Below are 25,301 nucleotides of genomic sequence, written 5' to 3'. Positions count from 1 at the left end.
ATTTTTTTTTAAATTAAAGTTACTAAAATTCCAGATTTACGCCCAAGGTCAGTGTTCTAGAACGTGGGTAGGCATCATAATCATCGCCTCTATTCAAGTTATTCTGTCCCCTATTGTTTACTTCCGGATCAAAACCACTATAATCGGTTATAGTAAACAAATTTTGACCACTTACAAATACACGGGCCCTACTTATATACTTTTGAATATTTGGTATGGTATATCCAAGAGAAATGTTCTGCAGTCGGATAAAAGACCCATCTTCAATAAAGTAATCCGAATCCCTATATGAATTTGCAAAATCCCTGTTACCATCTATTACCGGTCTTGAAGCGCTGGTATTGGATGGTGTCCATGAATCAGTTAAAATATTGGCCAGCTGATTTATTTTTTGCACGCCATCACCTATTTCAGAGGCTTGTAAGTTTCTTACATCAAAACCATGAGAACCCCTAAAGAATATACCCATGTCAAAATTTTTGTAATTCAGGGTCGAATTAAGTCCCCAGGTAAAATCTGGGTTGGGATCACCTATAATTACGTAATCATCAGGGGTTATCTGCCCGTCACCGTTCACATCCCTATATTGAGGATATCCTGGTTTATCGCCAGATCTTGAAGGATTACTAGCAATTTCAGCTTCAGATTGAAAAATACCTATATAATCATAACCTCTCCAGACACCAATTGGGTTACCAGCTTCCACCCAACTACCATCAACACCTAAGTGACCACTTGTAGAGCTTGAGAAAAACGGTGTACTATCCCCAAGGTCCAATAGTTTATTTCTTAAAATAGAGACATTTCCGGAAACGTTCCATTTAAAGTTTTCGTTGTCAATAACATAACCATCAAGGCCAACTTCAAATCCTTTGTTTTCCAAGGAACCTGAATTTTTCAAGATCGACTCGAAGCCCAAACTACTTGGAATGGTCACAAAAAGTAACAAATCTTCTGTTTGGTTATAGAAATAATCCAAAGTAAGGTTTAGCCTGTCATTAAAAAAAGAAGCATCCAGACCAACGTTGGTCATGGTGGTAGATTCCCATTTTAAATCAGGATTTCCTAATCTACCATCAGCAAGTCCCAATACCAAACCACCATTGAACACATAATTGTATTCGTTAAGGTTAGCCAAGGAATTGTAGACCGGAATTTCAGAGTTACCCGTTAACCCCCAACTACCCCTTAATTTTAATTTGTTCATGGTTTCCGATAACTTTGAATTCTCAAAAAAAGCTTCGTTGGACAAATTCCAACCCAAAGCTACGGAAGGAAAATTGGCCCACTTGTTTTCTTTTCCAAACCTTGACGATCCATCCCTCCTAAAGGTAACCGTAGCCAAATATCTGCTATCATAATTATAGTTTACCCTCCCCAATAAGGATTCCAACAACCACTCCCTTCTGTTGGAGAAAGGTGTAAGTATGTCCGGTCCTCCCTGAAGTGTAGCCTGATCTACTGATGCCGCGGTAATACCCCTTGTTGTTGTGCTAGTATATTTATTAACTTCCTTTTGGAAAGTATACCCTGCAACAGCATCGATAAAATGTTTTTCCCCTATTTGAGTGTTATAGGTAAGAATGTTTTCGTTAAGGAAGTTGGAAGAACTTCTATTGGCCAAAGTAAGCTCCCCGGCATTGTCCCTACCCAACCTCGTATTTACAGAAGGAAAGAAACTGGTACGATTTACATTTAGGATATCGGCGCCTAAACTCGTCTTTGCTTTTAGTCCTTCCAATATGTTAAAGGTGAACCCTGTATTACCCAGAATCCTGGTAGTGATATCCTGATCAGTAGCATACTCCAATTCCTGCAAAGGATTGATCGAAAAACGTCCGTCGTAGGAAGCCAAAGCATAGGTTCCGTCCTCATTACGTACGGGAACGGTAGGATCCAGCCCCAAAGCAGTGATAATAATACCACCTGGACCTCCACGGTCTGTAGGGGCGTTATTGGATTCAGTACGGTTAATGGCCCAACTGGAACTGATATTCACCAAATCGTTTAGTGCCTTATTATCCAAATTAAGTCGGATTCCATACCTCTGGAAATCGGTATTTTTAACAATCCCATCATTTTCATGATAATTGCCGGTTAATGCATATTGAGAATTCTCATTGCCTCCAGAAAAGGTAAGTTGATGGTTCTGTATGGTCCCAACCCTGGTAACTTCATCCAACCAGTTGGTCCCCTCTCCAAAAGCATCAATTTGTGCCTGTGAGTAGATCGGCGCACCGCCTTGACTAGTTTCAAGTGTATTTAAATAAGTTGCGAATTCAGATCCGTTCAAAACGTCAATAGAATTTGTTATGGTCTGAGTGGAATAGGTGCCTTCATAACTAATTTTGGACTTGCCTTGCTTACCACGCTTGGTAGTTATCAAAACCACACCGTTAGACCCCCTTGATCCGTATATGGAAGTAGCCGAAGCATCCTTCAACACTTCAATGGACTGAATATCATTAGGGTTTATGGAGGCAAGTGCATTGGATGCCCTTCTATTACCACCTGCACCATAAGCTTCATTGTCTGGATAAATTGGAAAGCCATCTACTACATATAATGGTTCACTACCACTATTAATGGAATTGGAACCTCGAATACGCACAGATACACCCCCGCCCGGTGCGGCAGATGCCTGAGTAACCTGTACACCAGGTGCCCTTGCCTGTATGGCCTGATCAACGGATGTAACCGGCAGTTCCTTAAACGAATCACCATCTATAGAGGAAACCGATCCGGTAAGGTCACTTTTCTTGACGGTACCATAACCAACAATAACCACCTCATCCAAGGCTTGAGATTGTGGTTCAAGAGTTATGTTTATGACATTACGACCATTAATATTAATTTCCTGAGAGGCAAAGCCTAAAGAGGAAAATGTTAGAACGGTAACTCCGTCCGGCACATTTAACTCGTAATTTCCATCAAAGTCCGTTATTACACCGGAAGATCCGGCAATTACATTTACCCCTGGCAAAGGAGTGTTAGTTTCCCCATCGGTGACAGTTCCAGAAACTGTATTCTGTGCCGCCGCGGTAAAACCAAATAAAAGAAAGGCAACGAATAAATATCCGAGCCTTAAATGAAATGATTTAAGCAAAGTGTACTTCATTTGAGTTGGTCTTTAGTTGTTAGTTAAAATTGGGTTTACTAATTACCCATTCTGTTAAAAAAAGAATATCGGAAAGTAAAAAACCTGAAAATAGAATTGGATCTCCACTTAACCTAGAACAATAGTAGTAGGTTTTGGCTATTTTACAAATGGACAATTTTATTTTAATATGGATTATTTCATTATTGTTTATGGATATACCAATTTTTACTGGTTCAACTTGTTAAAATCGCACTAACAAATACCATAATATTACATTTTAACAACTTCCAAGAAATTGGAGCTCCACCAATAGTCAATCCAACCCCATCCCAAACTAAATAGTTTGGGTTTTCAGAAATACGCCTATTTTTTACCTTATAGTATCATTGGAAAGAAAAAGAAACCTAAAGATTGATGGAGATATTATTATCTTAAAGGAACCATACAAAATCCATACAAGTTTCAGTTGCTCTGTTTTTCCTTGTAAGCCTTCGGGGAAACTCCTATATACTTTTTAAAAAGTCTCGAAAAATAAAGTGGATCCTCAAACCCCATTTTAAAGGATATCTCTTTGACACTAAGGTCCGTATAATTGAGATATTCACAAGCTTTTTGTGATTTCTTCAAATTGAAAAAATGAATAAGGGAATAACCGGTTCTTTTTTTAAAAAGGTTAAAAAGATATGAGGAGGAGTAATTGAACTCCTTGGCAATATCATCCGATTTCAAGGACTTATCCAGATTATTGGACAAAAAATCTATAATGCCATCTACAAGATCATTCCGGTCATTCACTTGAAGTGATCGGTCAATTTCAAGAAAAACAAAAGAAGTTAAAAAATTCAATCCCAAAATATTGGCATATTCCAATCTTGGCATTACGTAGTCACTGCTTAAAATCTGAAATATTTGATTGAACTGTTCAATTCGGCCGCTGTCGAATGGTACAATTTCATATTTATTAAGGTTGGAACGATATCTATCAAATAGACTTTGGGCCATAAGGCCGTCAAAATGCATCCAATATATGCTCCAGGGATTAAGATCATCGGCACCATATTTATGTGCAGTTTTTTTAGGTATAATGTAAAAGCGATTCGGAAGAACTAGAATTTGTTCGCCTGCAATTGTCAATTTTCCCTGTCCTTCCGTACAATATATTAGAATAAATTCATCGGCACCCTTCTTACGTGCTCTGTGATGAAAATTGGCTTTTGGATAATATCCTATATCTGTGATATAGAAATTTTTCGTGATGACATTCGTTTCAAGCTCCACCTTAATACTTTCCGGAAGAACGATCATCTTTTGCCCCATAAATCCCTCCTTTAGAGTATAATTATCCATGTTTTGGTACGATTTGCCTATGTTTTTGTCTTGAAATAATATTCAATATTGATAATTCAATGAGTTTAACTTCAAAATTAATAATTAACCATGAATAAAATAGTAGAATACCCATAAACATATTGTTAATTAACAAAACAAAATAACATGGAACTATTGCCCCATGCATTATAATAATATCCATGTTTTTAAATAATAAAATTTAAAGAAACTTAATAACACCAGGAAAATAGTATGACACCTAACAAACCACAACTATTAAAAACAAAACTCAATAAATATTTGCTTTCTAGTTATTAATGATAATTAAGCGATTTAGACTTCTAACCCTGTGTTATCTTTTAGATAAAACAAGGCGCCCTACGCCATAGTTACATCACATTCAATGCAAGGTTACATTTCAAAAAACGAGGAAGTTACAAAAACCAAGTAGCAAATCATCCTAGTATATGGTATCCCGTCAACCTAACTCTTCAAATTTTTAATTCGAAAAAACCTATGCCCAAAACCCGTTTATTCAACTGATCCCATTTTCAACATATATCAGGTCATTGATGATTGCGCCACTGCCAGATTTCTAAACATGTCAAAAGCACTAAAACTTACGCCTTCATATTAAACAGTTTTTACCTTTAATTCAAAGACGTAATCTCATCTTCATTTATAATCATAGAATTAGGAATTTCAATATCTAATATGACAAAATTTTTATCCAAGAACATATATTATTATCTACCGCTAAATTTTCCCTCAGATTAAAATCGGCCTGCCCAAATACCATCCAATCCTCATCAATCCGCATTCGATGTATTTAATGCTTAAAATGATACAAGCACTGAGTTATTAATATAATCGGAACTTATAGCAGATTAAGTTTTTGTTAAGAGAAAACAGGATTTTATTACCATTTAACACAATTAAGTAAAAATATCCATGTATTCAACTTTATTATCCATATTTGAACACATAATAATTAATAGTTTTGCTAATGACATCCGCAACTACCAGTAATAAACATTGACGTAATGTAGATTTTCAAGTTTTTTTTCTATTGATTATCAATCATAGTTTAATAATGGCACCTGAATAATTCTAAGTGAATATATCCATGTTTAGTTGTACCATGAGAATTACAAAATAAGGAAAGAAACTTGTGGGCTTACCTCTATCATCCAAGACTAAAACAACCATTTATGAAAAATCAAATGATCAAAAAAAAAATTAGCGCAAAGCTAAAAGGCAGTGCCTACGCAATGCTCTTTGTATTATTACTGAGTTTAAGCTCTCGGGCGAACTCTACCGATTCGGAGCTCTTATTGAAAAGCGGAACCAAAGTTCTTCAATCTATAATTAAAGGAACGGTAATAGACGACATGGGCGTTCCCTTGCCAAGTGCAAGTGTAATATTTAAAGGCACTACCCGTGGAGTTGTTACAGATTTTGATGGCAACTTCTCCATTGAGGCAAGTATTGGGGATGTATTGGAAGTTTCCTACTTAGGAATGAAAACAGTACAAATTATCATTAAAAGTACTGATGATCTAAAAGTTACCTTGGAGACCGATGCAGCGGCATTATCAGAGGTTGTTATAGTGGGTTATGGAACTCAAAAGAAGATAAATGTTACTGGTTCTGTATCGAGTGTAAAGGCGGAAGATTTGGTTCAAGTGCCTGCCACCAATGTAAAAAATCTTCTTATTGGCCAAATTCCAGGATTGGTAACAAATCAAAATCCTGGATTACCAGGACAGGATAATGTTAATTTGAGCATTCGTGGTTTTGGTTCGCCATTAGTAATAGTAGATGGCGTTGAATCTTATTTGGACCGGATCGACCCAAATGATATAGAAAACATCTCAGTTCTAAAGGATGCATCAGCAGCAATTTATGGAGCCAGGGCAGGTAATGGGGTTATATTGGTCACTACCAAAAGGGGGAAATCTGGTAAGGCCAAAATTGATTATCACGGGTTTTATGGCACCCAAAATAGGTTGACTTTTCCAGATATTTCGGGTGCGGAAGGCTTCATACGCCTTGGCAGAGATGGTATTTTCAACGAACAATACAACCCAGCTACACCTGATGCACCCATTGCCTATGGCACATTATTTACAGAAGAAAATTTACAGAAAGTTAGATCTGGTGAGATAGGTAATTACGACTGGGTAGATGCTTTATTAAAAAGTAGTGGCGCTACATTGGAACAGCATAATATTAGTGCTCGTGGTGGTTCCGATGATGTTCGATACTACACTTCCGTAGGGCTTTTAAATCAATCAGGTATTTTTAACGGTGATTACGATTACAAAAAAATTAGCATTACCAATAATCTAGACGCTAACCTGTCGAAAAATCTTAGTTTAAGTTTTAATAGTTCATATATAGATGAATATAGGGATTATTCATCTATTGGTCTGAATGATGTTTGGAATGACCTAAGAACTGCGCAACCAATATTTAATCCCACATTGCCTGATTCCGACCGTGCACCTTATTCAGGTTTTTCACAGCGCTCTCCAGTTGCCAGGGTACAGCAAAAATTTGCCGGATATGAGCGAACAAATTTGGAGACTTTGGCGGCTGCCTTAGATATCAAATATAGAATGCCCTTTATCCCAGGATTGACCATGGGACTGAAAAACAATATTAGGTTTCGATTAATAACTGCCAATCGCTTAAGAAAGCCTTATGATGTATGGTCATATGACCCAAGCAGCCCATCAGCTGATAGTGAAGGGTATATAAAAGAAGCTACTATTTCTACCAACGATTTCTATAAATATATAGGGGGTGCCAACTTTAATGACGATCCTAAAAGAAGAATACTTTCTAGGGTTTATCTTAATTATGAAAAGGAGTGGGGAAATCATAATCTTGGAGCCCTCGCTTTTGCAGAGAAAGAAGATAATTTATACGAAAGATTGACTGTCCTAAGACGGGATTTATTATCCTCCGATGTACCAGAGGTAGGCGCTGGAGATGATGGCCTTACTACAACCGGGGGCATTGGAATTCCATTGAGCTATACTCGGCAAAGTGTTGCTGCGCGACTTAATTATTCTTATGCCGACAAGTATTTATTGGAAGGGACAATAAGAGGGGATGGGAGTTCTAAGTTTGGTCCGAATGTGCGGTGGGGTTATTTTCCATCAGTTTCTTTAGGATGGAATGTTGCCAAGGAAAACTTTCTTCAGGATAGTAAAAATATAAATGAATTAAAGTTAAGATTGTCTTATTCTGAAACCGGAATAGACAGCAATATTGGCAATACAGCTTTTGAATTTTTATCAGGTTTTTCAGAAACTGGACAGGTTTATTATTTGGATGAAAACACACCGACCTCTACAATTAGAACGGAAGGCATCGCCAACCCCTTGGTCACTTGGGAAGAAACCACAATATACAACGCAGGTTTGGATATGAGCTTTTATGGAGGAAAGTTGTATGCAAATCTAGATGCCTTTTATAGGAATAGAGAAGGGCTTTTGAGAATTCCTATTGAAGGATTGCCTTCCACCTTCGGAGCAGATTTGCCGGCTACAAACTTAGATTCTAGAAACAATCGTGGCTTCGAAGCTCTTCTTGGCTATAGAAATACCTGGGAAGATTTTGGGATGAATATTGCCGGTACTTTTACCTGGGCAAGGGAACGCTACGGAAAATATCAGGAAGTGATAGATGAAAACGATCCAGTACAAGTTCGTTTAAATAAACGATCTGGCCGTTATGTCAATACAACATTCGGATATCAGTCAGATGGGCTTTTTAATTCGCAACAAGAAGTAGATGATTATTTAAGTCAGTACACCATCGAAGATTTAAATGGCTCTCCAAAGCCTGGAGATATCAGATATGTAGATAGAAATGGAGATAACATCCTAAATAGGGAGGACCAATACCAAATAGGTTTTGGAAATATAGCCGAAATGCTATTCTCATTAAATAGTAATTTCAGTTATAAGAATTTTTCATTGGGCATGTTATGGCAAGGTGCATCAAAATTTAATGTCTTGATTGCGTCAGGAGCACGTAATCCCTTTGATAATGAAACTGTACCATATACGCTTCACGAAAAATACAGTTGGAGGCAAGATCCTTCCAACCCTGGAATTGGAGCTAACCCGAATGCCCAACTGCCCGCTTTTGATCGTGGTGGAGCACGAACTTGGAATGCAGCGGGCTCTGACTTTTGGTTAAAGGATGGAACCTATCTTAGATTAAAAACAGCTAATTTCAGCTACAAATTCCCAAGTGATGTATTGGAAAAAATAAACTTCAATAATTTGGAGCTTTATGTTTCTGGCGACAACCTATTAACATTTTCTAAATTAGGTATCCACAAGGATATTATAGATCCGGAAGAAGCCTCAAGCACCTCTGGATTGAGCCTTCCTTTACTTAGAACATTCACTTTAGGTGTGCGTATTGGACTATAAAAAACAAAAACTCTAAAAATATAAGAATTATGTTTAGAAAAAGTATATATATAATGGTAGCCCTTCTTTATTTAGGGTGTCAAGATGAATTGGACAAGGAGCCAGATTTCATTTCTGAGAACGTGGTCTTTGAGGATGAATCATTGACGGAAGCTTACATTGCGGATTTATATCTTAATATGAATTTTCAAGAAATTGGTGGACAGGGAAATTTAGGTATGGGCCTGTTTGCTGCAGCAGGAGCTGAACATATCAACTTTGCAAATTGGCAGTATCCCAATACATCCTATACCAGGCAATATACTGCCGTTACTGGCCCAGGTGTTCTGGATCACTGGCCTTATCAAAATATAAGAAACATGAATATCTTGATACAAGATTTGCCAAAGAGCACTTCTTTGGGCGAAAACTACAAAAAATCCAAACTTGCAGAAGTTAGATTTCTTCGCGCTTATGAATACTTCGAGCTAGTAAAACGGTATGGAGGGGTTCCAATTATTACAGAACCTCAAAGTATGGATGATTCACAGGAAGATTTATTTCCTGCCAGGGCTTCCGAAAAGGAAGTCTATGATTTCATTTATAACGAACTTGCAGCTATTTTACCAAATTTATCAGAATCGAAAACAGGTGCGCAGGGAAGGGTAGATATTTATACCGCCTTAATGCTTCAGAGTAGAGCCATGCTATATGCCGCAAGTATTGCTAATTTTGGAGAGGTAAAAGTAAACGGAATTGTAGGGATACCTTCTGGCGAAACTCAAGCTTATTACAAATTAAGTTATGACGCTTCTAAAGAAGTCTTCAATTCACAGCGTTTCAGATTGATAGATGATAATACGGACAAGGCAGCCAATTTTGCTTCCATTTTCTTAAATGAATTGAATGATGAGATTATTTTCGCCGAACGCTTTGAACCCTTTATTAAAGGGCACTCCTTAGACTGGTTGGCGAATCCTGACGGACTTGGATTAGAGTGGAATTCTAACTACCCTGTTTTATACGATTTTGTAGAGCTATTCGATTTTGTTGACGGGAGAACTGGTAAAAGTATATCAAGAAGTGATCTTACATTTGATAATTCATGGGATATCACAGACTTTTTCGGAAATAGGGACCCGAGATTTGTTGCAAGTGTTTTTTACCCAGAAACAGAGTGGAAAGGTCAAAAAATCTATTTCCATAGTAGTACACTAGTGAATGGTATTGAAGTAAATGACAGGAACACTATTCTAACCAAACCAAACGGAGAGAACATACCTGCTGCAGCAGCCGCAAGAAATGTTAGAAACACTGCACTCTTACTACGCAAAAGGCTGGACCCTAGCAACATAGCTACCCAAGAGAATAATTCAGGGCAGGATTTTTATGTTTTTAGATATGCGGAGACGCTCTTGAATTTAGCAGAGGCAGCTTTTTATTTAGGCAACACGGAAGAAGCCCTAGATATGATCAATATGATTCGTGATAGAGCCGGAATGCCTCCCAGAACCGAAATATCGGAAGATTATATTCGTCAAGAGCGTCAAGTGGAACTTGCTTTTGAAGAACATCGTTTCTGGGACCTTATCCGTTGGCGTACAGCTACCGAAATTCTCGGAAACGTTCGAACATCAGGCTTGGTGTACAGGTACAATCTTGATACCGGGCTTTACAACATAAGATTAAAAAATGCTGAAGCAGCAGATAGAGTTTTCGGAGAGGAAAGATATTACCTGCCATTTGGGCAAAGTAGATTGGCGGAAAATCCGAATTTGATACAGAACCCAGGATATTAAAACTATTAATCCCGTTTAAGTGTAAGGTAGAAATTTATTTGTTAGATAGTTGTTTGTTGTCTTAGTTCTAATGGCCATTTTATTTATGGTCGTTAGGATTAAGATAATTAGGAAATTACATGTCTTCAAAATAAGCCAATGACGGGATGAACCTTCTTTAGTCATCAGACCATCACTATTTTATATTTATTTTTAATTATGACACGCTTAAAAAAACAAAAAATCACATGAAAATTTTAAATATGTTTAACTACGTGTTCACAATTGTGTTGACCTTAACAATATTCGACCAAGTTAATGCGCAAGAAAAAAAACCGAATATTGTGCTTATTTATGTTGATGATCTTGGTTATGGCGATTTGGGCATTAATGGAGCCATAGGCGTAAAAACTCCGAATGTTGATAAACTGGCAGCAAACGGTATAAATTTCACTGATGCCCACGCTGCGGCTGCAACTTGTACACCATCCCGGTATTCACTTTTAACTGGGCAATATGCTTTTAGAAATAAAGCGGCTATTATTGATGGGGATGCTCCACTTATTATTGATACGGAAATGCGGACCCTGCCGGATATGTTAAAAGACGCAGGCTATACAACAGGGGTCGTTGGGAAGTGGCATTTAGGTCTAGGTGATGGCAACGTCAATTGGAATGACGTTGTAAAACCCGGACCAAAAGAAGTTGGTTTTGACTACAGTTTTTTAATCCCCGCCACAGGAGATAGAGTGCCTACTGTGTTTATGGAAAATCAAAAAGTTGTTGGACTCGAACCTGCAGACCCAATAAAAGTAAGCTATAATCTGCAGTTAGACGGATACCCAATTGGCACAGAGCGTCCTGAGCTGCTTAAGCAGCATACGGATTCTCAACATTTGGGCTCAATTACCAATGGCATAAGTCGTATTGGCTATATGAGTGGAGGTCAAAGTGCACTATGGGTAGATGAGAAAATACCATTTGTATTGACCGAAAAGGCCAAAGATTTTATAGAAGTCAATAAGGCGAATCCCTTTTTCCTATTCTTTTCACTTCATGATATTCATCAACCAAGAATCGCCAATGTCAAATTTGTCGAAGCTAGTCAAATGGGGCCTAGGGGAGATGTCATTGCCCAAATGGACTGGTGTGTAGGAGAGGTTATGAAGAAATTATTGGACTTGGGAATTAGCGAGGATACTTTGATTATTTTTACAAGTGACAATGGACCAATATTAGATGACGGTTATTTAGATTATGCTCGAGAATTGGTTGGCGCCCATAAGCCGGGAGGTATTTATAAAGGATCTAAATATTCTGTATTTGAAGCAGGCACGCGTATGCCTACAATCGTTTCCTGGCCTAAGATCGTAAAACCTGGCACAAGCAATGCATTGCTATCCCAGGTTGACATCTATGCCTCTTTGGCATCCTTAGTAGGAGTAAAACTAAGTAAAGTAGATGCACCGGACAGTCAAAATCTCATCGATGCCTGGTTGGGTAAAAGCACAAAGGGAAGAACTATTTTATTGGAGGAGGCTTATGCCTTTGGCCTACGAATGGGGAACTATAAGTACATTATGCCCAAAGTGAATGCTACAATACCAGAATGGCTCATAAAAAAATTTGTTGACCCAGGATTTAGTTCCAAAGCTCAATTATTCGATTTGAAAGCAGACCCTTCCGAAGAATATAACATAGCCCATTTACATCCAGATTTAGTAAATAAAATGCAAAAGGAACTGAATAGCATTTTAGCAGGCCGAAAATAACCTTAGGTGTATACCTAGGAGTTGCCAAAAGAGTAATTTAATTAAAATACAGGAGTTTGAGATATTTATTTAAAATCATTTTCAGTTTAATTGTTGCGGCGATTTGTTTGCAAGCTTGTAAAGACAAGACCTCTGTGGACAAAAATATTAATATGCAAAAACCAAATATAATCTTTATCCTTGCTGATGATCTAGGGGCCCATGATTTGAGTTATGCGGGTAGTGAATATTATGAATCCCCAAATATAGATGCCTTAGCAAAAGAAGGTGTAAGATTTACCCAAGGTTATGCAGCTGCTCAGGTATGTAGCCCTTCCAGGGCTAGTATAATGACAGGACAATATACGGCGCGTCATGGAATAACGGATTGGATCGGAGCATCAACAGGTGAAAAATGGGGTGAAAGTCATAACACCAAAATATTACCTCCGGAATATATACACGCCATTCCTGAAAACAATATTACCTTGGCCGAAGCTCTCAAAGCTGGGGGTTACAAAACTTTTTTTGCAGGGAAATGGCATTTAGGGGATGAACCCCATTCCCCAGAAAACCACGGCTTTGAAATCAATAAGGGCGGTTGGGAGGTTGGAACTCCAAAAGGTGGATACTACGCCCCTTGGATCAACCCAAAACTCAATTACAAGTATAAAGGAGAAAACTTAACGATGCGGTTGGCAAATGAAACGGCCAATTTCATTTCAGAAAGCAAAGATCATCCATTTTTTGCCTTTCTATCTTTTTATGCAGTACATGGCCCAATAGAAACTACCGAGGAAAAATGGAAAAAGTACCGGGATAAAGCGGAAGCACAAGGTATCCCTGATAACGGCTATAAAATGGAACGTATTCTTCCGATACGTACCGTACAGGATAATCCCATTTATGCTGGTCTAATAGAAACTATGGATGACGCTGTGGGAGTTGTGTTGAATAGGCTAAAAGAATTAGGCCTAGAAGATAACACAATTATAGTCTTTACATCTGATAATGGCGGTGTGGCCAGCGGAGATGCATTTTCTACTACAAATTTTCCTTTGAGAGGAGGAAAAGGCTATCAGTGGGAAGGTGGCATAAGAGAACCTTACCTTATTAAAGCACCTATGTTAAAAAATGGCCCAAAGTTAATTGAATACCCTGTTTCCGGAATTGATTTTTATCCAACCTTATTAGATCTGACTGGTATTGACAAGCCACAAAACCAAATACTGGATGGTGTGAGTTTAGTGCCACTTTTAAAAGGGGAGCAACTTAAAAAAAGACCTTTGTTTTGGCATTATCCACATTACGGAAATCAAGGAGGCGAACCGGTAAGTATGATTAGAAAGGAAGATTGGAAACTTATCCATTATTGGGAGGATGGTCATGACGAACTTTATAATCTGACTCAGGATCCTGGAGAAAAAGTAGACCTTTACGCCATCAATCCGGATATGGCCCAAAGTTTAAGAAATGAACTTGACGCCTATTTAAACGAAGTTGGGGCCAAACTTCCTAACGAACAGCCCTATTACGATCCGGCTGAAGCCAAAGCACTCTATGAAAAAAGAAAATCTCAAATGCTTCCACAATTGGAGCAACAGCGAAAAGATTTCTTAACAAAGGATTTTCAACCGGACGAGGATTGGTATGACAGTAAATTGACCAAAGATTGATTTATCTTGACAACATATAACTCATACCACAACTGAACAATATGGAAAGTACAAAATTTAATTTTGCTTATTTACTTTTTCTCGCCCTAGTATCGGCTATGGGAGGGTTCTTATTTGGCTATGACTGGGTAGTTATAGGCGGAGCCAAACCTTTTTACGAACTTTATTTTGGCATTAGCGCCATGCCAACCTTGCAAGGTTGGGCCATGAGCAGTGCTTTGGTGGGTTGTATTTTTGGAGCCGTAATATCTGGATTTGTTGCAGACCGTTTTGGCCGCAAAATGCCCTTAATACTTTCGGCAGCACTTTTTACCATATCTGCATTTGGCACTGGTTATGTGGATAATTTTACGCTTTTTATTGTTTATAGACTGATAGGCGGATTGGGCATTGGCTTGGCATCTACCCTATCACCAATGTACATAGCTGAAATAGCTCCGGCAAAATACAGAGGTCAGTTTGTAGCCATTAATCAGCTAACCTTGGTAATTGGTATTTTGGCCGCCCAGGTTGCCAACTTCTTCATAGCCGAAGCTATCCCTGAGGGTAGTACTCCAGAGGCTATATTAAACTCATGGAACGGACAAACTGGCTGGCGTTGGATGTTTTGGGCAGAACTAATTCCCGCAATATTATTCTTTGCACTAATGTTCATAGTTCCAAAAAGCCCCAGATTTCTGGTGAAAATAAATAATAATGCCGCAGCACAAAAGGTATTGTCCAGGATTGGTGGAGTAAATTATGCCGAACAGGAATTAAAAAACATAAACTTATCACTACAGACAAATAGTGCTAAAAAAATTAATTTTTCCGATTTCAAAAGTCCCAAGGTAAAACCAATAGTCCTGGTAGGTATTATCCTGGCCATTTTTCAGCAGTGGTGTGGCATCAATATCATTTTTAATTATGCTGAAGAAATTTTTACGGCCGCAGGTTATAGCGTTGGTGATATGCTATTTAATATCGTGATTACGGGCAGCGTAAATTTAATATTTACAATTGTTGCCATGAGAACAGTTGATACCTGGGGACGCCGCAAATTAATGCTCTTGGGATCAATGGGACTTGCAATAGTATATGCCATATTGGGCGCAGCTTACTACATGCAGTTTACCGGTTGGCCAGTCTTGCTTTTGGTGATTACCGCAATTGCCATTTACGCCATGTCCTTGGCCCCGATAACCTGGGTGGTATTATCGGAGATATTCCCCAACCGCATAAGGGGCGTTGCCATGTCCATAGCCACCTTTTCGTTGTGGGTAGCCTCATTCATACTAGTATTTACTTTCCCAATTATGAACAGCGCCCTAGGGTCTTACGGAACTTTTTGGGCGTATAGCATTATTTGTATTGGCGGCTATCTATTTATTAAAAGAAAATTACCGGAAACCAAGGGCAAATCCTTGGAGGAAATAGAATTAGAACTAACAAAAGAAAAATGAAAGCATACCACTTTTTTTTGCTTTTAACAGCATTTACTTTCAACTGGGCTTATGCACAGACAGGTGGCAATGAAACCACCTATTTGCATTCTATAAAAATGGAGCTGCATAAGAAATGGCCAAATAACAGGACTATTAACTTGGTTTTTCATGGCCATTCAGTGCCTACGGGATATTTTGAAACCCCTCATGTAAATACACTGGGCTCCTATCCCCACATAACACTCAAAAACGTTAAAAAGATATTCCCCTATGCCGTAGTAAATAGCATAACCACTTCTATTGGTGGGGAACAATCCGAACAAGGGTCTATTAGATTTGGGAAAGAGGTTTTGGCTCATAGACCAGATGTTCTATTTATTGATTACGCACTAAACGACAGAGGAATTGGGTTGGAGCGTGCCAAAATAGCCTGGGAAAAAATGATACAGGAAGCAATGGCCAATGGCACAAAGATCATTTTAATGACCCCAACCCCAGATTTAAAGGAGGACATCCTATCCGCCAGCTCAGAATTGGCCAAGCACAGTAGTCAGATTAGACAGTTGGCGCAGAAGTATCAAATAGGATTGGTAGACAGCTATAGGTTATTCCAAGCAATAGCAAAAACAGAAGATTTAAAAGACTATATGGCGCAAAGCAATCACATCAACGAAAAAGGGCATCAAGTGGTCGCAAATGCGATATTGGAATTTTTTAGTTTGGAATCGAAATAATTATTCAAAAAACAGAAGTATATGAAATTCAAGGTATTAATTCTACCCATTTTATTTCTAGTATTTTGTTCCTGCGAGAAAGAACAAACGAAGGAAATAGACCTATCCGGTGAATGGCAGTTTCAAATTGATTCTCTAGACCAAGGGATAACCGGACAATGGTATGCAAAAAATTTATTTGACAACGTTCAACTACCCGGTTCTATGGCCGAAAACGGCAAGGGTAATGACATAACGGTCGATACGCATTGGACAGGTAGTATGTGGAACGATAGTCTATGGTACAAAGATCCTAAATATGCCAAATACCGGGAGCCCGGCAACGTAAAAGTATCGTTTTGGTTAAGTCCGGAAAAAGTATATTACGGACCTGCTTGGTACCAGAAGAAGGTTTCCATTCCCGAATCCTGGAAAAAGCAGCATATCAATCTATACTTGGAACGTGCACATTGGGAAACTACCGTTTGGATAGATGAACAAAAAGTAGGAGTGCAAAATAGCCTAGGAACCCCACACGATTATAATTTAAGCGATTATTTAACTCCTGGAGAACATACTATCACCATTCGTGTTGATAACAGGGTAAAGGACATTGACCCTGGTGTAGATGCGCACAGCATTTCGGACAATACCCAGACCAACTGGAACGGTATCGTTGGCGACATCAAATTAACGGCATCATCACCTATTATATTTCAAAATATAAAGCTATACCCCAATGTGACCGATAAAATGGTTACCGTAAAGGGACAGGTATCCAATTCTTCCGGTAGTTCCCAGAAATGCAAAATATTATTACAGGTAAGGGAAGTGGGCCATACTAAAAAGGAATTGCAAAAAGTAATCAAGGAAATTGAAATCGATGCCGAGGGGCAGTTTGAAATAGAATATGCAATGGGAGATTCACCGCTACTTTGGGATGAATTCAATCCTAACTTATATAACATGCAGTTGCGATTGGAATCGGAACAGGGGATCGACCAAAAAGAGGTCACCTTCGGCATGCGGGATTTTGAAGTAGATGGTAAGCACTTTGCTATAAACGGAAGACCTGTTTTCTTACGAGGAACCTTGGAGTGTTCTATATTCCCCTTAACCGGATATCCACCCACCAATGTGGAAGAATGGAAGCGAATACTAAAAACTATTCAAAACTATGGATTGAACCATATGCGTTTTCATTCCTACTGCCCTCCGGAAGCTGCTTTTCAGGCTGCAGATGAATTGGGTGTTTATATCCAAGTTGAGGCTTCCGCCTGGGCGAATATTGGCGACGGCAAACCAATCGACCAATGGATCTATAAGGAAGCTGAAGCAATTATAAATTCTTATGGCAACCATCCTTCCTTTGTAATGATGGCATATGGCAACGAACCTTCTGGAGAAAATCACGAAAAATATCTGGAAAAGTTCGTGGAATATTTTAAAAAGTTGGACAATCGGAGGTTATATACCAGTGGTGCTGGCTGGCCTTTATTGGATAATTTGGACTATTACAACCACAAGGGGCCTCGTATTCAGGGCTGGGCACAAGAACTAAACAGTATAATCAATGCCGAGCCGCCACAGACCGAGTTCGATTATGACAAATTAATACAGGAAACACCTATGCCGTATGTAAGCCATGAAATGGGCCAGTGGTGCGCGTACCCCAATTTCAAGGAAATGTCAAAATACACCGGGGTCTTAAAACCTAAGAACTTTGAGATTTTCAAAGAGACCTTGGAAGATAATCATCTGGGGCATTTAGCCGATAGCTTACTTTTGGCCTCGGGCAAATTACAGGTACTTTGTTATAAGGCCGATATTGAGGCCGCCCTTCGAACCAAAGACATGGCAGGTTTTCAGTTGCTGGACCTTCATGATTTTCCCGGTCAGGGAACAGCTCTTGTTGGTGTTTTAGATGCTTTTTGGGACGAAAAAGGATATGTAACGGCTGATGAATTCCGGGAATTTAATTCCGAAACAGTGCCTTTGGCCAGACTTGCGAAACGCATATTCATGAACAACGAAACCCTTAAGGCTGTAGTAGAAGTAGCCCATTATGGAGAAAGACCATTAAACGATATTATACCAACTTGGGAGCTTTCCGATAAAAATGGAGTTTCATATGCCAAAGGAGAATTCCCTAAAACAAACATTCCCATGGGAAACGGATATAGATTGGGCGAGATTTCCGTGGATTTAAACACGTCCGAAAAGGCACAAAAATTAGTACTTACAGTAGTTGTTGGGAAACATGAAAACAGTTGGGATCTGTGGGTATATCCAAGCCAAAATGAACCTATCGTCAAGGCGAACCAAATAATGGTAGTTCAAAAATTTGATACCCGCACCATCAATTATCTTAAAAATGGAGGCAATGTTCTGCTGAACATTACCAAAGGCGATATTGCACCCAAAAAAGGCGGTGATATTGGCGTGGGCTTCTCCAGTATTTTTTGGAATACTTCGTGGACTAACGGTCAAAAGCCCCATACACTTGGTATTCTAACAAATCCAAAACATCCTGCCTTAGCTGAATTCCCTACCGAATACCATAGCAATTGGCAGTGGTGGGACGCCATGACCCATTCGAACGCCATGGTATTGGACGATTTTACTCCAGATCTCAAACCTATTGTGCGCATAGTGGACGACTGGTTCGAGAATCGTAGAACAGCTTTACTTTTTGAAGTCAAGGTCGGAAAAGGCAAATTATTAATATCTGGCATTGATTTGCACACCGATCTAGAACGAAGACCGGAAGCCCGCCAGTTATTGTACAGTTTGAAAAAATATATAAGCAGTGACAAATTCAATCCAGAGATCAAAATGGATTCTGATGATATAAAAAGTTTGTTCACCTATTAAAAAAAGATGTTTAAATGATTCGACATGAAAATAAGTGTCGAACTAAATGAATTACACATATGAATACAGTAAAAGCTTGGGGAGAGAAGGTTGTAATTCCTACTTACGAAGTGGGTGAGCCTGAAAAATATCCAGTTTTTTTGGAGAAACGTGTTTATCAGGCTAGTAGTGGATCCGTTTATCCACATCCAGTAGTTGAACAGATTAGTGACGAAAAAATTGATAAGGAATGGGATGTGGTCTTTCTAGAAAATGATTACATCAAGATTATGGTACTGCCTGCCCTGGGCGGAAGGATCCAGATGGCCTATGACAAAATACGGGAACGTCATTTTGTTTATTACAACCATGTAATAAAACCAGCATTGGTAGGCCTTACCGGCCCTTGGATCTCGGGAGGTATAGAATTCAACTGGCCACAGCACCATCGCCCAAGCACTTATGACCCGGTAGACTTTTCAATAGAAGACAATGAGGATGGGAGTAAGACAGTCTGGGTAAGTGAAGTGGAACGCATGTTCCGCACCAAGGGTATGGCCGGTTTCACCTTACACCCGGACAAGGCCTACTTGGAAATAAAAGGTCAATTATATAACCGTACCCCACATCCACAGACGTTTTTATGGTGGGCAAATCCCGCTGTAGCCGTCAATGACCATTATCAATCTGTCTTTCCTCCAGATGTGAATGCCGTATTTGACCATGGAAAACGGGATGTCTCCGAATTTCCTATTGCCAAAGGAGAATATTACAAGGTAGATTACTCCCCAGGTACCGATATTTCACGATATAAAAATATCCCGGTACCCACATCCTATATGGCCATAACTTCCGAATATGATTTTGTAGGTGGTTATGAAAACGATACTAAAGGCGGGTTGTTACATATAGCCGACCACCATGTCTCCCCAGGAAAAAAGCAATGGACTTGGGGCAACGGTGATTTTGGACAAGCTTGGGATAGGAATCTTACCGATAAAGACGGACCCTACATAGAATTGATGTGCGGTGTATATACTGATAACCAACCAGATTTTTCTTGGCTTCACCCCTATGAGGAAAAGAGCTTTAAACAGTATTTTATGCCTTATTACAATGTAGGTGTTGTAAAGAACGCAACCAAGGAAGCTCTGTTGAACCTTGAATTGAAAGACGGACTGGCAACCATTAAAATCCATGTGACTTCAGTCTACCCGGATTGTACGGTACAATTATCGCACGCCAGCAAGATTGTTCTGAATGAAAAAGTAAACTTAAGTCCAAAAGATGGGTTTGAAAAAACCTTAAGTATCGATAATCCGATTTACGAAAACCTAACCGCCACATTAAGGGATCAACATGGTAGCATATTGGTATCATGGTCACCGCAGGATTATTCCAATCAAGAAATTCCGGAACCTGCCAAGGCAGCAAAACAGCCAGAGGATATAAAAAGTGTTGAGCAACTATATCTGAGAGGGTTACATCTAGAACAATATCGCCACGCAACCTATGATCCAACGGCGTACTATTTGGAAGCACTCTCAAGGGAACCCAATGATGTTAGAAACAATAATGCCATGGGTCTTTGGAATCTAAAACGGGGGCAATTTAAGAAGGCACTCCCCTATTTTGATAAGGCTATAGCCACCCTAACGCAACACAACCCGAACCCCTATGATGGTGAACCTTATTTCAATAAAGGACTAGCCTTAAAGTATATGGGTAAAAATGACAACGCATACGATGCTTTCTTTAAATCCTGCTGGAATGCGGCTTGGCAAGATGCAGCTTATTTTAATCTTGCCCAAATAGATTGTGAGAGAGGGAATTTGGCAAGGGCTTTAGAAATGACAGACAGAGCATTGATCAAAAACTGGCATAACCACAAGGCACGGCATCTAAAGGCTATATTGCTTAGAAAACTGAACAGAAGGGAGGAAGCCCAGCAATGGATTGTAGATTCCTTGGCCATTGATGGTTTCAATTTTGGGGTCCTTTATGAAAAATATAGGCTAAGTGGAGAAAATAAAGACCTAACTTCTTTCAAGGAATTGTTACGAAACTATGTACACAATTACATCGAATTCTCTTTAGATTATGCGCAGGCAGGATGCTTTGAAGAAGCCATTGCCCTAATGAAGCTCTATACCGAGGGGAAAGATCAAATATACCCGATGGCCGCTTATTGCTTGGGGTGGTATTATGAACGAAATAAAGATTTAACATCGGCCAAGCAATACTATGATCTAGCATATAGGATGCCGTCCGATTACTGTTTCCCCAACAGATTGGAGGAAGTGGTCGTGCTAAAAGCGGCCATGGCACTTAACCCTGAAGATTCCATAGCACCCTACTATCTAGGCAATTACTGGTATGCTGGCAGGCAATACAACAATGCCAAGGAATGTTGGGAAAAATCCTTGGAACTAAATGGCGATAATCCCATCTGTCTGAGAAATCTAGCTCTTTTGTATTTCAATAAGACAGACCAAAAAGAATTGGCCCGTAAAAATTTGGAAAAGGCATTTGAGCTCGACTCCAAGAATGCGCGCTTGCTTATGGAATTAGATCAGCTCTATAAAAAAATCAATGTTTCAGAGAATGAGCGACTAGAGCTTCTTGAAAACAATATCGATTTGACCAATTCCCGGGACGACCTCTATTTGGAACGACTGGCACTGTACAATTTTAAAGGCAACTTTGAAAAAGCCTTGTCCCTATTAAAACTAAGACAATTCCATCCTTGGGAAGGAGGAGAAGGAAAAGTTCCTTTTCAGTATATTACCATTCATATAGAACTAGCAAAACAAATGCTGCAATCGGGAAATGCCAAGAAAGCTATTGATCATCTAGAGGCTGCCCAGAACTATCCGCATAATTTGGGAGAGGGAAAATTATTCGGTTCCCAGGAAAATGATATTTTCTATTGGTTGGGATGTGCCTACGAAAAACTAGGAGAAACCCCCATGGCCCAGGAATACTGGAAAAAAGCGTCCCAAGGGCTAAGTGACCCTAGTCCTGCTCTATTTTACAATGACCAACAACCGGACAAAATCTTTTATCAAGGTTTGGCCCTATTAAAACTAGATAACAAAAATGAAGCTAAAAGGCGATTCCAAAATCTGATCGGCTACGGTAATGAACATATGGACAATGATGTGAAACTGGATTATTTTGCCGTATCCCTACCAGACCTTTTGATCTGGGACGAAGATCTGAATACTAGGAACAAAATACATTGTGAGTATTTAATAGGTCTTGGGGAAATGGGCCTAGGAAATACCGATAAGGCCATTTCTTCTTTTACAAACGTCATGGACAAGGACAACTATCACTTACCTGCCTTTATCCATTTAAATATGGCCAAAAAATGGAATAAGCAATATCAAGATTTATAAAAAATGAGAAAATCATATAATTTATCCTTATTTATTATTGCCTTACTGCTTCACGGTATGCTAATGGGGCAAAGAGCGAATCAGATTTCTCTTACCGGAAATTGGAGCGTAAAATTGGATTCATTGGATATAGGCTTACATGAAAAATGGGCCTCCCAAAATTTTGAGGGTTTGTCCATCAATTTGCCGGGCACACTGGATGACGCTGGCATAGGAACGCCCAACACCCTTGAACCAGCCCTAAACAATTACGTGCTTTCCAATCTAACAAGAAAGCATCAATACATTGGAAAAGCATGGTATCAAAAGGAAATCAACATCCCTAAATCATGGAAGAAAAAGAAAATAAGCCTAACCCTTGAAAGGGTAATTTGGGAATCCAAAGTTTTTGTGGACGGGATATTAATAGGTAACTCGGAAAGCCTTGTCGGCGCCCATGAATATGATTTACCCCCCCATTTGTCACCCGGAAAACACTTGCTTACCATAGTCATAGACAACTCCAACAAATATCCTTTTATAAATGTTGCAGGAAGTAAATATCCGGACCCGGTAAACCAGGACATGGCCCACGGTTATACCAACCACACCCAAATAAAATGGAATGGAATTATAGGTAATATTATATTGGAAGCCTCTGAACCAAATACACCAAAAAATTTACAAATATTTCCTGACATCGATAATAAAAGTCTAAAAATTAGCTTTGAACAGATAAAGCCCTTATCAAAAAAATTAGGTTTTGAATTATCAGATCGGAATGGGGAAATTATTTATTCAGAAATTGTCAATAATGCAGTGGTACGTGGGAACAATATCAGTTTCAGAATAAATAAGCCCGAAAAACTCGAGTTTTGGGATGAATTCCACCCTGTATTATACCAAGCAAAGGTTATAAGTCACGGACAAGCCGTACAAACTTGGTTCGGATATAGAAAAGTAGGGAATACCAATGGTGTACTTAGTCTGAATGATGAACGTATTTTTCTTCGGGGTAATTTGGAATGTGCCATTTTTCCGTTGACGGGATATCCACCAATGGAAAAGACCGATTGGGCAAAACTTATTGGACAGGCCAAAAATTACGGCCTTAACCATCTTAGGTTCCACTCCTGGTGTCCTCCCAAAGCTGCATTTGAGGCTGCAGATGAAGCTGGCTTTTATTTTCAGGTAGAACTTCCACATTGGAGCCTAAAAGTGGGCGAAGACGAAAATACAACCCTATTTTTAAGAAAAGAAGCAGCAAAGATTCTAAAAGATTACGGTAATCATCCTTCATTTATTTTAATGGCCCTGGGCAACGAGTTGCAGGGCGATATTGGACTACTCAACCGCATGACCGCCGAGCTCAAGAAAATGGACAACAGGCGTTTATTCGCAACAACTTCGTTTTCCTTTCAAAAGCCCACTGGAACGAGACCTGAGCAGGAAGATGAATTCTTTATTGCCCAATGGACCGATAAGGGATGGATTCGAGGACAGGGGATCTTTAATGACAAACCTCCACATTTTGACACTGACTATTCAGTCAATAGCGATCACATTCAAGTTCCTTTGATTTCCCATGAAATTGGGCAGTATTCAGTATACCCGGATTTGACGGAAATACCAGCGTACACCGGTGTTTTGGAACCATTAAATTTTATAGCTGTCAAGAACGATCTGAAAAAAAAGGGAATGCTAAATCTTGCAAGTGATTTTACCCATGCCTCAGGAAAATTGGCTGCCATGCTGTACAAAGAAGAAATAGAACGTGCTTTAAAAACCGATAGTTTTGATGGTTTTCAATTGCTTCAACTACAGGATTTTCCAGGGCAGGGAACAGCCTTGGTAGGTTTGCTCAATGCTTTTTGGGAATCCAAGGGAGTTATCTCTGCTGAAGAATTTAGTCAGTTTAACAGCGAATTGGTACCCTTAATTCGCTTTGAGAAGGCTGTGTTTGAAAATGGGGAAACATTTACGGCTAAAATTGAAGTTGCCAATTTTTATAGGGAGTTTAAAAATAAAATCTTGGATTGGAGTATTATGGATGATCAGGGAAATATTTTAAAGAATGGTGAATTGACCAATATCAATTTAAAAATTGGCAATAATTTGAATTTAGGAACTATTACGTACCCCATCAATACGGATACTGCAAAAAAATTAAAGATTACCGTTTCCTTAAGAGATTCAAAATATAAGAATAGTTGGTCTATTTGGGAGTATCCAAATAATGTAGAGGTAAGCTCTAACAAAGTAGTATTCGCCAATACCATAGAAGAAGCGCAAGCAGCTTTACAAAAAGGCAAAAAGGTGTTGTTTAATCCCGATTACAAGACTGTACAGGGTATTGAGGGGCGTTTTGTACCAGTATTCTGGAGCCCAGTACATTTTCCAAACCAACCTACCACAATGGGCTTGTTATTGAATGAAAAGCACCCCGCTTTCAATAATTTCCCCACAGATTCCTATACTGATTGGCAATGGTGGGACCTATGTATCAAATCAAAATCAGTTATTACAGATTCCTTGGAGGTTACACCTTTGGTTAGGGTAATAGACAATTTTGTAACCAACCATAGCCTTAGTACCGTTTTCGAGGCCAAAGTGGGGGAAGGGAAACTGGTGTTTTCTTCCATGGATTTATTTTCCGACTTAAAAAATAGGCCAACTGCCAGGCAGTTACGTCACAGTTTATTGCGTTACATGGAGAGCGATGCATTCGCCCCTTCAAAATCGGTCAATTTGGAAGATTTGCAAAAAATACAACTAGCGAATAGCCAAGACGGCTTTTCATCCAAGGATATTTACGATTAACAAGAAACGGAAGGGTTCAAAAAAAAAAAAAATGTTGAAAGGCG

The 25,301-nt window shown here is 39.1% G+C and carries 11 protein-coding genes; 9 read left to right on the top strand and 2 right to left on the bottom strand.

Annotated elements, in window-relative coordinates; translation table 11 throughout:
- Positions 1-22 precede the first annotated feature (22 nt).
- Positions 23-3,118: a SusC/RagA family TonB-linked outer membrane protein gene (locus tag BUA60_RS05985; protein ID WP_084532492.1), complete on the bottom strand. Its 3,096-nt coding sequence runs from the start codon at positions 3,116-3,118 to the stop codon at positions 23-25.
- Between the two features lie 444 nt (positions 3,119-3,562).
- Positions 3,563-4,447 carry an AraC family transcriptional regulator gene (locus BUA60_RS05980; protein ID WP_072860760.1) on the bottom strand — a complete coding sequence of 295 codons (885 nt, stop codon included), beginning with the start codon at positions 4,445-4,447 and terminating at the stop codon, positions 3,563-3,565.
- Positions 4,448-5,640: 1,193 nt separating this feature from the next.
- Here BUA60_RS05980 and BUA60_RS05970 point away from each other — a divergent pair.
- The 9 genes from BUA60_RS05970 (at position 5,641) to BUA60_RS05930 (ending at position 25,257) form a co-directional block, all read left to right on the top strand.
- Entirely contained in the window at positions 5,641-8,883 is a 3,243-nt protein-coding gene (locus tag BUA60_RS05970; protein ID WP_143153121.1) for a SusC/RagA family TonB-linked outer membrane protein, read from the top strand.
- A gap of 29 nt (positions 8,884-8,912) precedes the next feature.
- Positions 8,913-10,661 (top strand): RagB/SusD family nutrient uptake outer membrane protein, encoded by a 1,749-nt coding sequence (locus BUA60_RS05965; RefSeq protein WP_072860757.1) that lies wholly within the window; start codon positions 8,913-8,915, stop codon positions 10,659-10,661.
- Positions 10,662-10,888: 227 nt separating this feature from the next.
- Entirely contained in the window at positions 10,889-12,412 is a 1,524-nt protein-coding gene (locus tag BUA60_RS05960; protein WP_072860756.1) for a sulfatase family protein, read from the top strand.
- Between the two features lie 152 nt (positions 12,413-12,564).
- On the top strand, positions 12,565-14,067 hold the full coding sequence (locus BUA60_RS05955) for a sulfatase (protein WP_084532511.1): 1,503 nt from the start codon (positions 12,565-12,567) through the stop codon (positions 14,065-14,067).
- A gap of 41 nt (positions 14,068-14,108) precedes the next feature.
- On the top strand, positions 14,109-15,509 hold the full coding sequence (locus tag BUA60_RS05950; protein ID WP_072860754.1) for a sugar porter family MFS transporter: 1,401 nt from the start codon (positions 14,109-14,111) through the stop codon (positions 15,507-15,509).
- Entirely contained in the window at positions 15,506-16,225 is a 720-nt protein-coding gene (locus BUA60_RS05945; protein ID WP_072860753.1) for an SGNH/GDSL hydrolase family protein, read from the top strand. The genes BUA60_RS05950 and BUA60_RS05945 overlap by 4 nt, the downstream gene beginning before the upstream one ends.
- Positions 16,226-16,246: 21 nt before the next feature.
- A complete protein-coding gene (locus tag BUA60_RS05940) occupies positions 16,247-19,078 on the top strand; it encodes a sugar-binding domain-containing protein (RefSeq protein WP_072860752.1) in 2,832 nt (943 codons plus the stop codon).
- A 59-nt stretch (positions 19,079-19,137) separates the two neighbouring features.
- A complete protein-coding gene (locus BUA60_RS05935; RefSeq protein WP_072860751.1) occupies positions 19,138-22,458 on the top strand; it encodes a DUF5107 domain-containing protein in 3,321 nt (1,106 codons plus the stop codon).
- Positions 22,459-22,461: 3 nt separating this feature from the next.
- Positions 22,462-25,257 (top strand): sugar-binding domain-containing protein, encoded by a 2,796-nt coding sequence (locus tag BUA60_RS05930; protein WP_072860750.1) that lies wholly within the window; start codon positions 22,462-22,464, stop codon positions 25,255-25,257.
- Positions 25,258-25,301 lie beyond the last annotated feature (44 nt).

It is taken from the genome of Arenibacter palladensis, assembly GCF_900129275.1.
GTDB classification, from domain to species: Bacteria; Bacteroidota; Bacteroidia; order Flavobacteriales; family Flavobacteriaceae; genus Arenibacter; species Arenibacter palladensis.
This window is presented reverse-complemented; position numbering and strand designations above follow the sequence as displayed.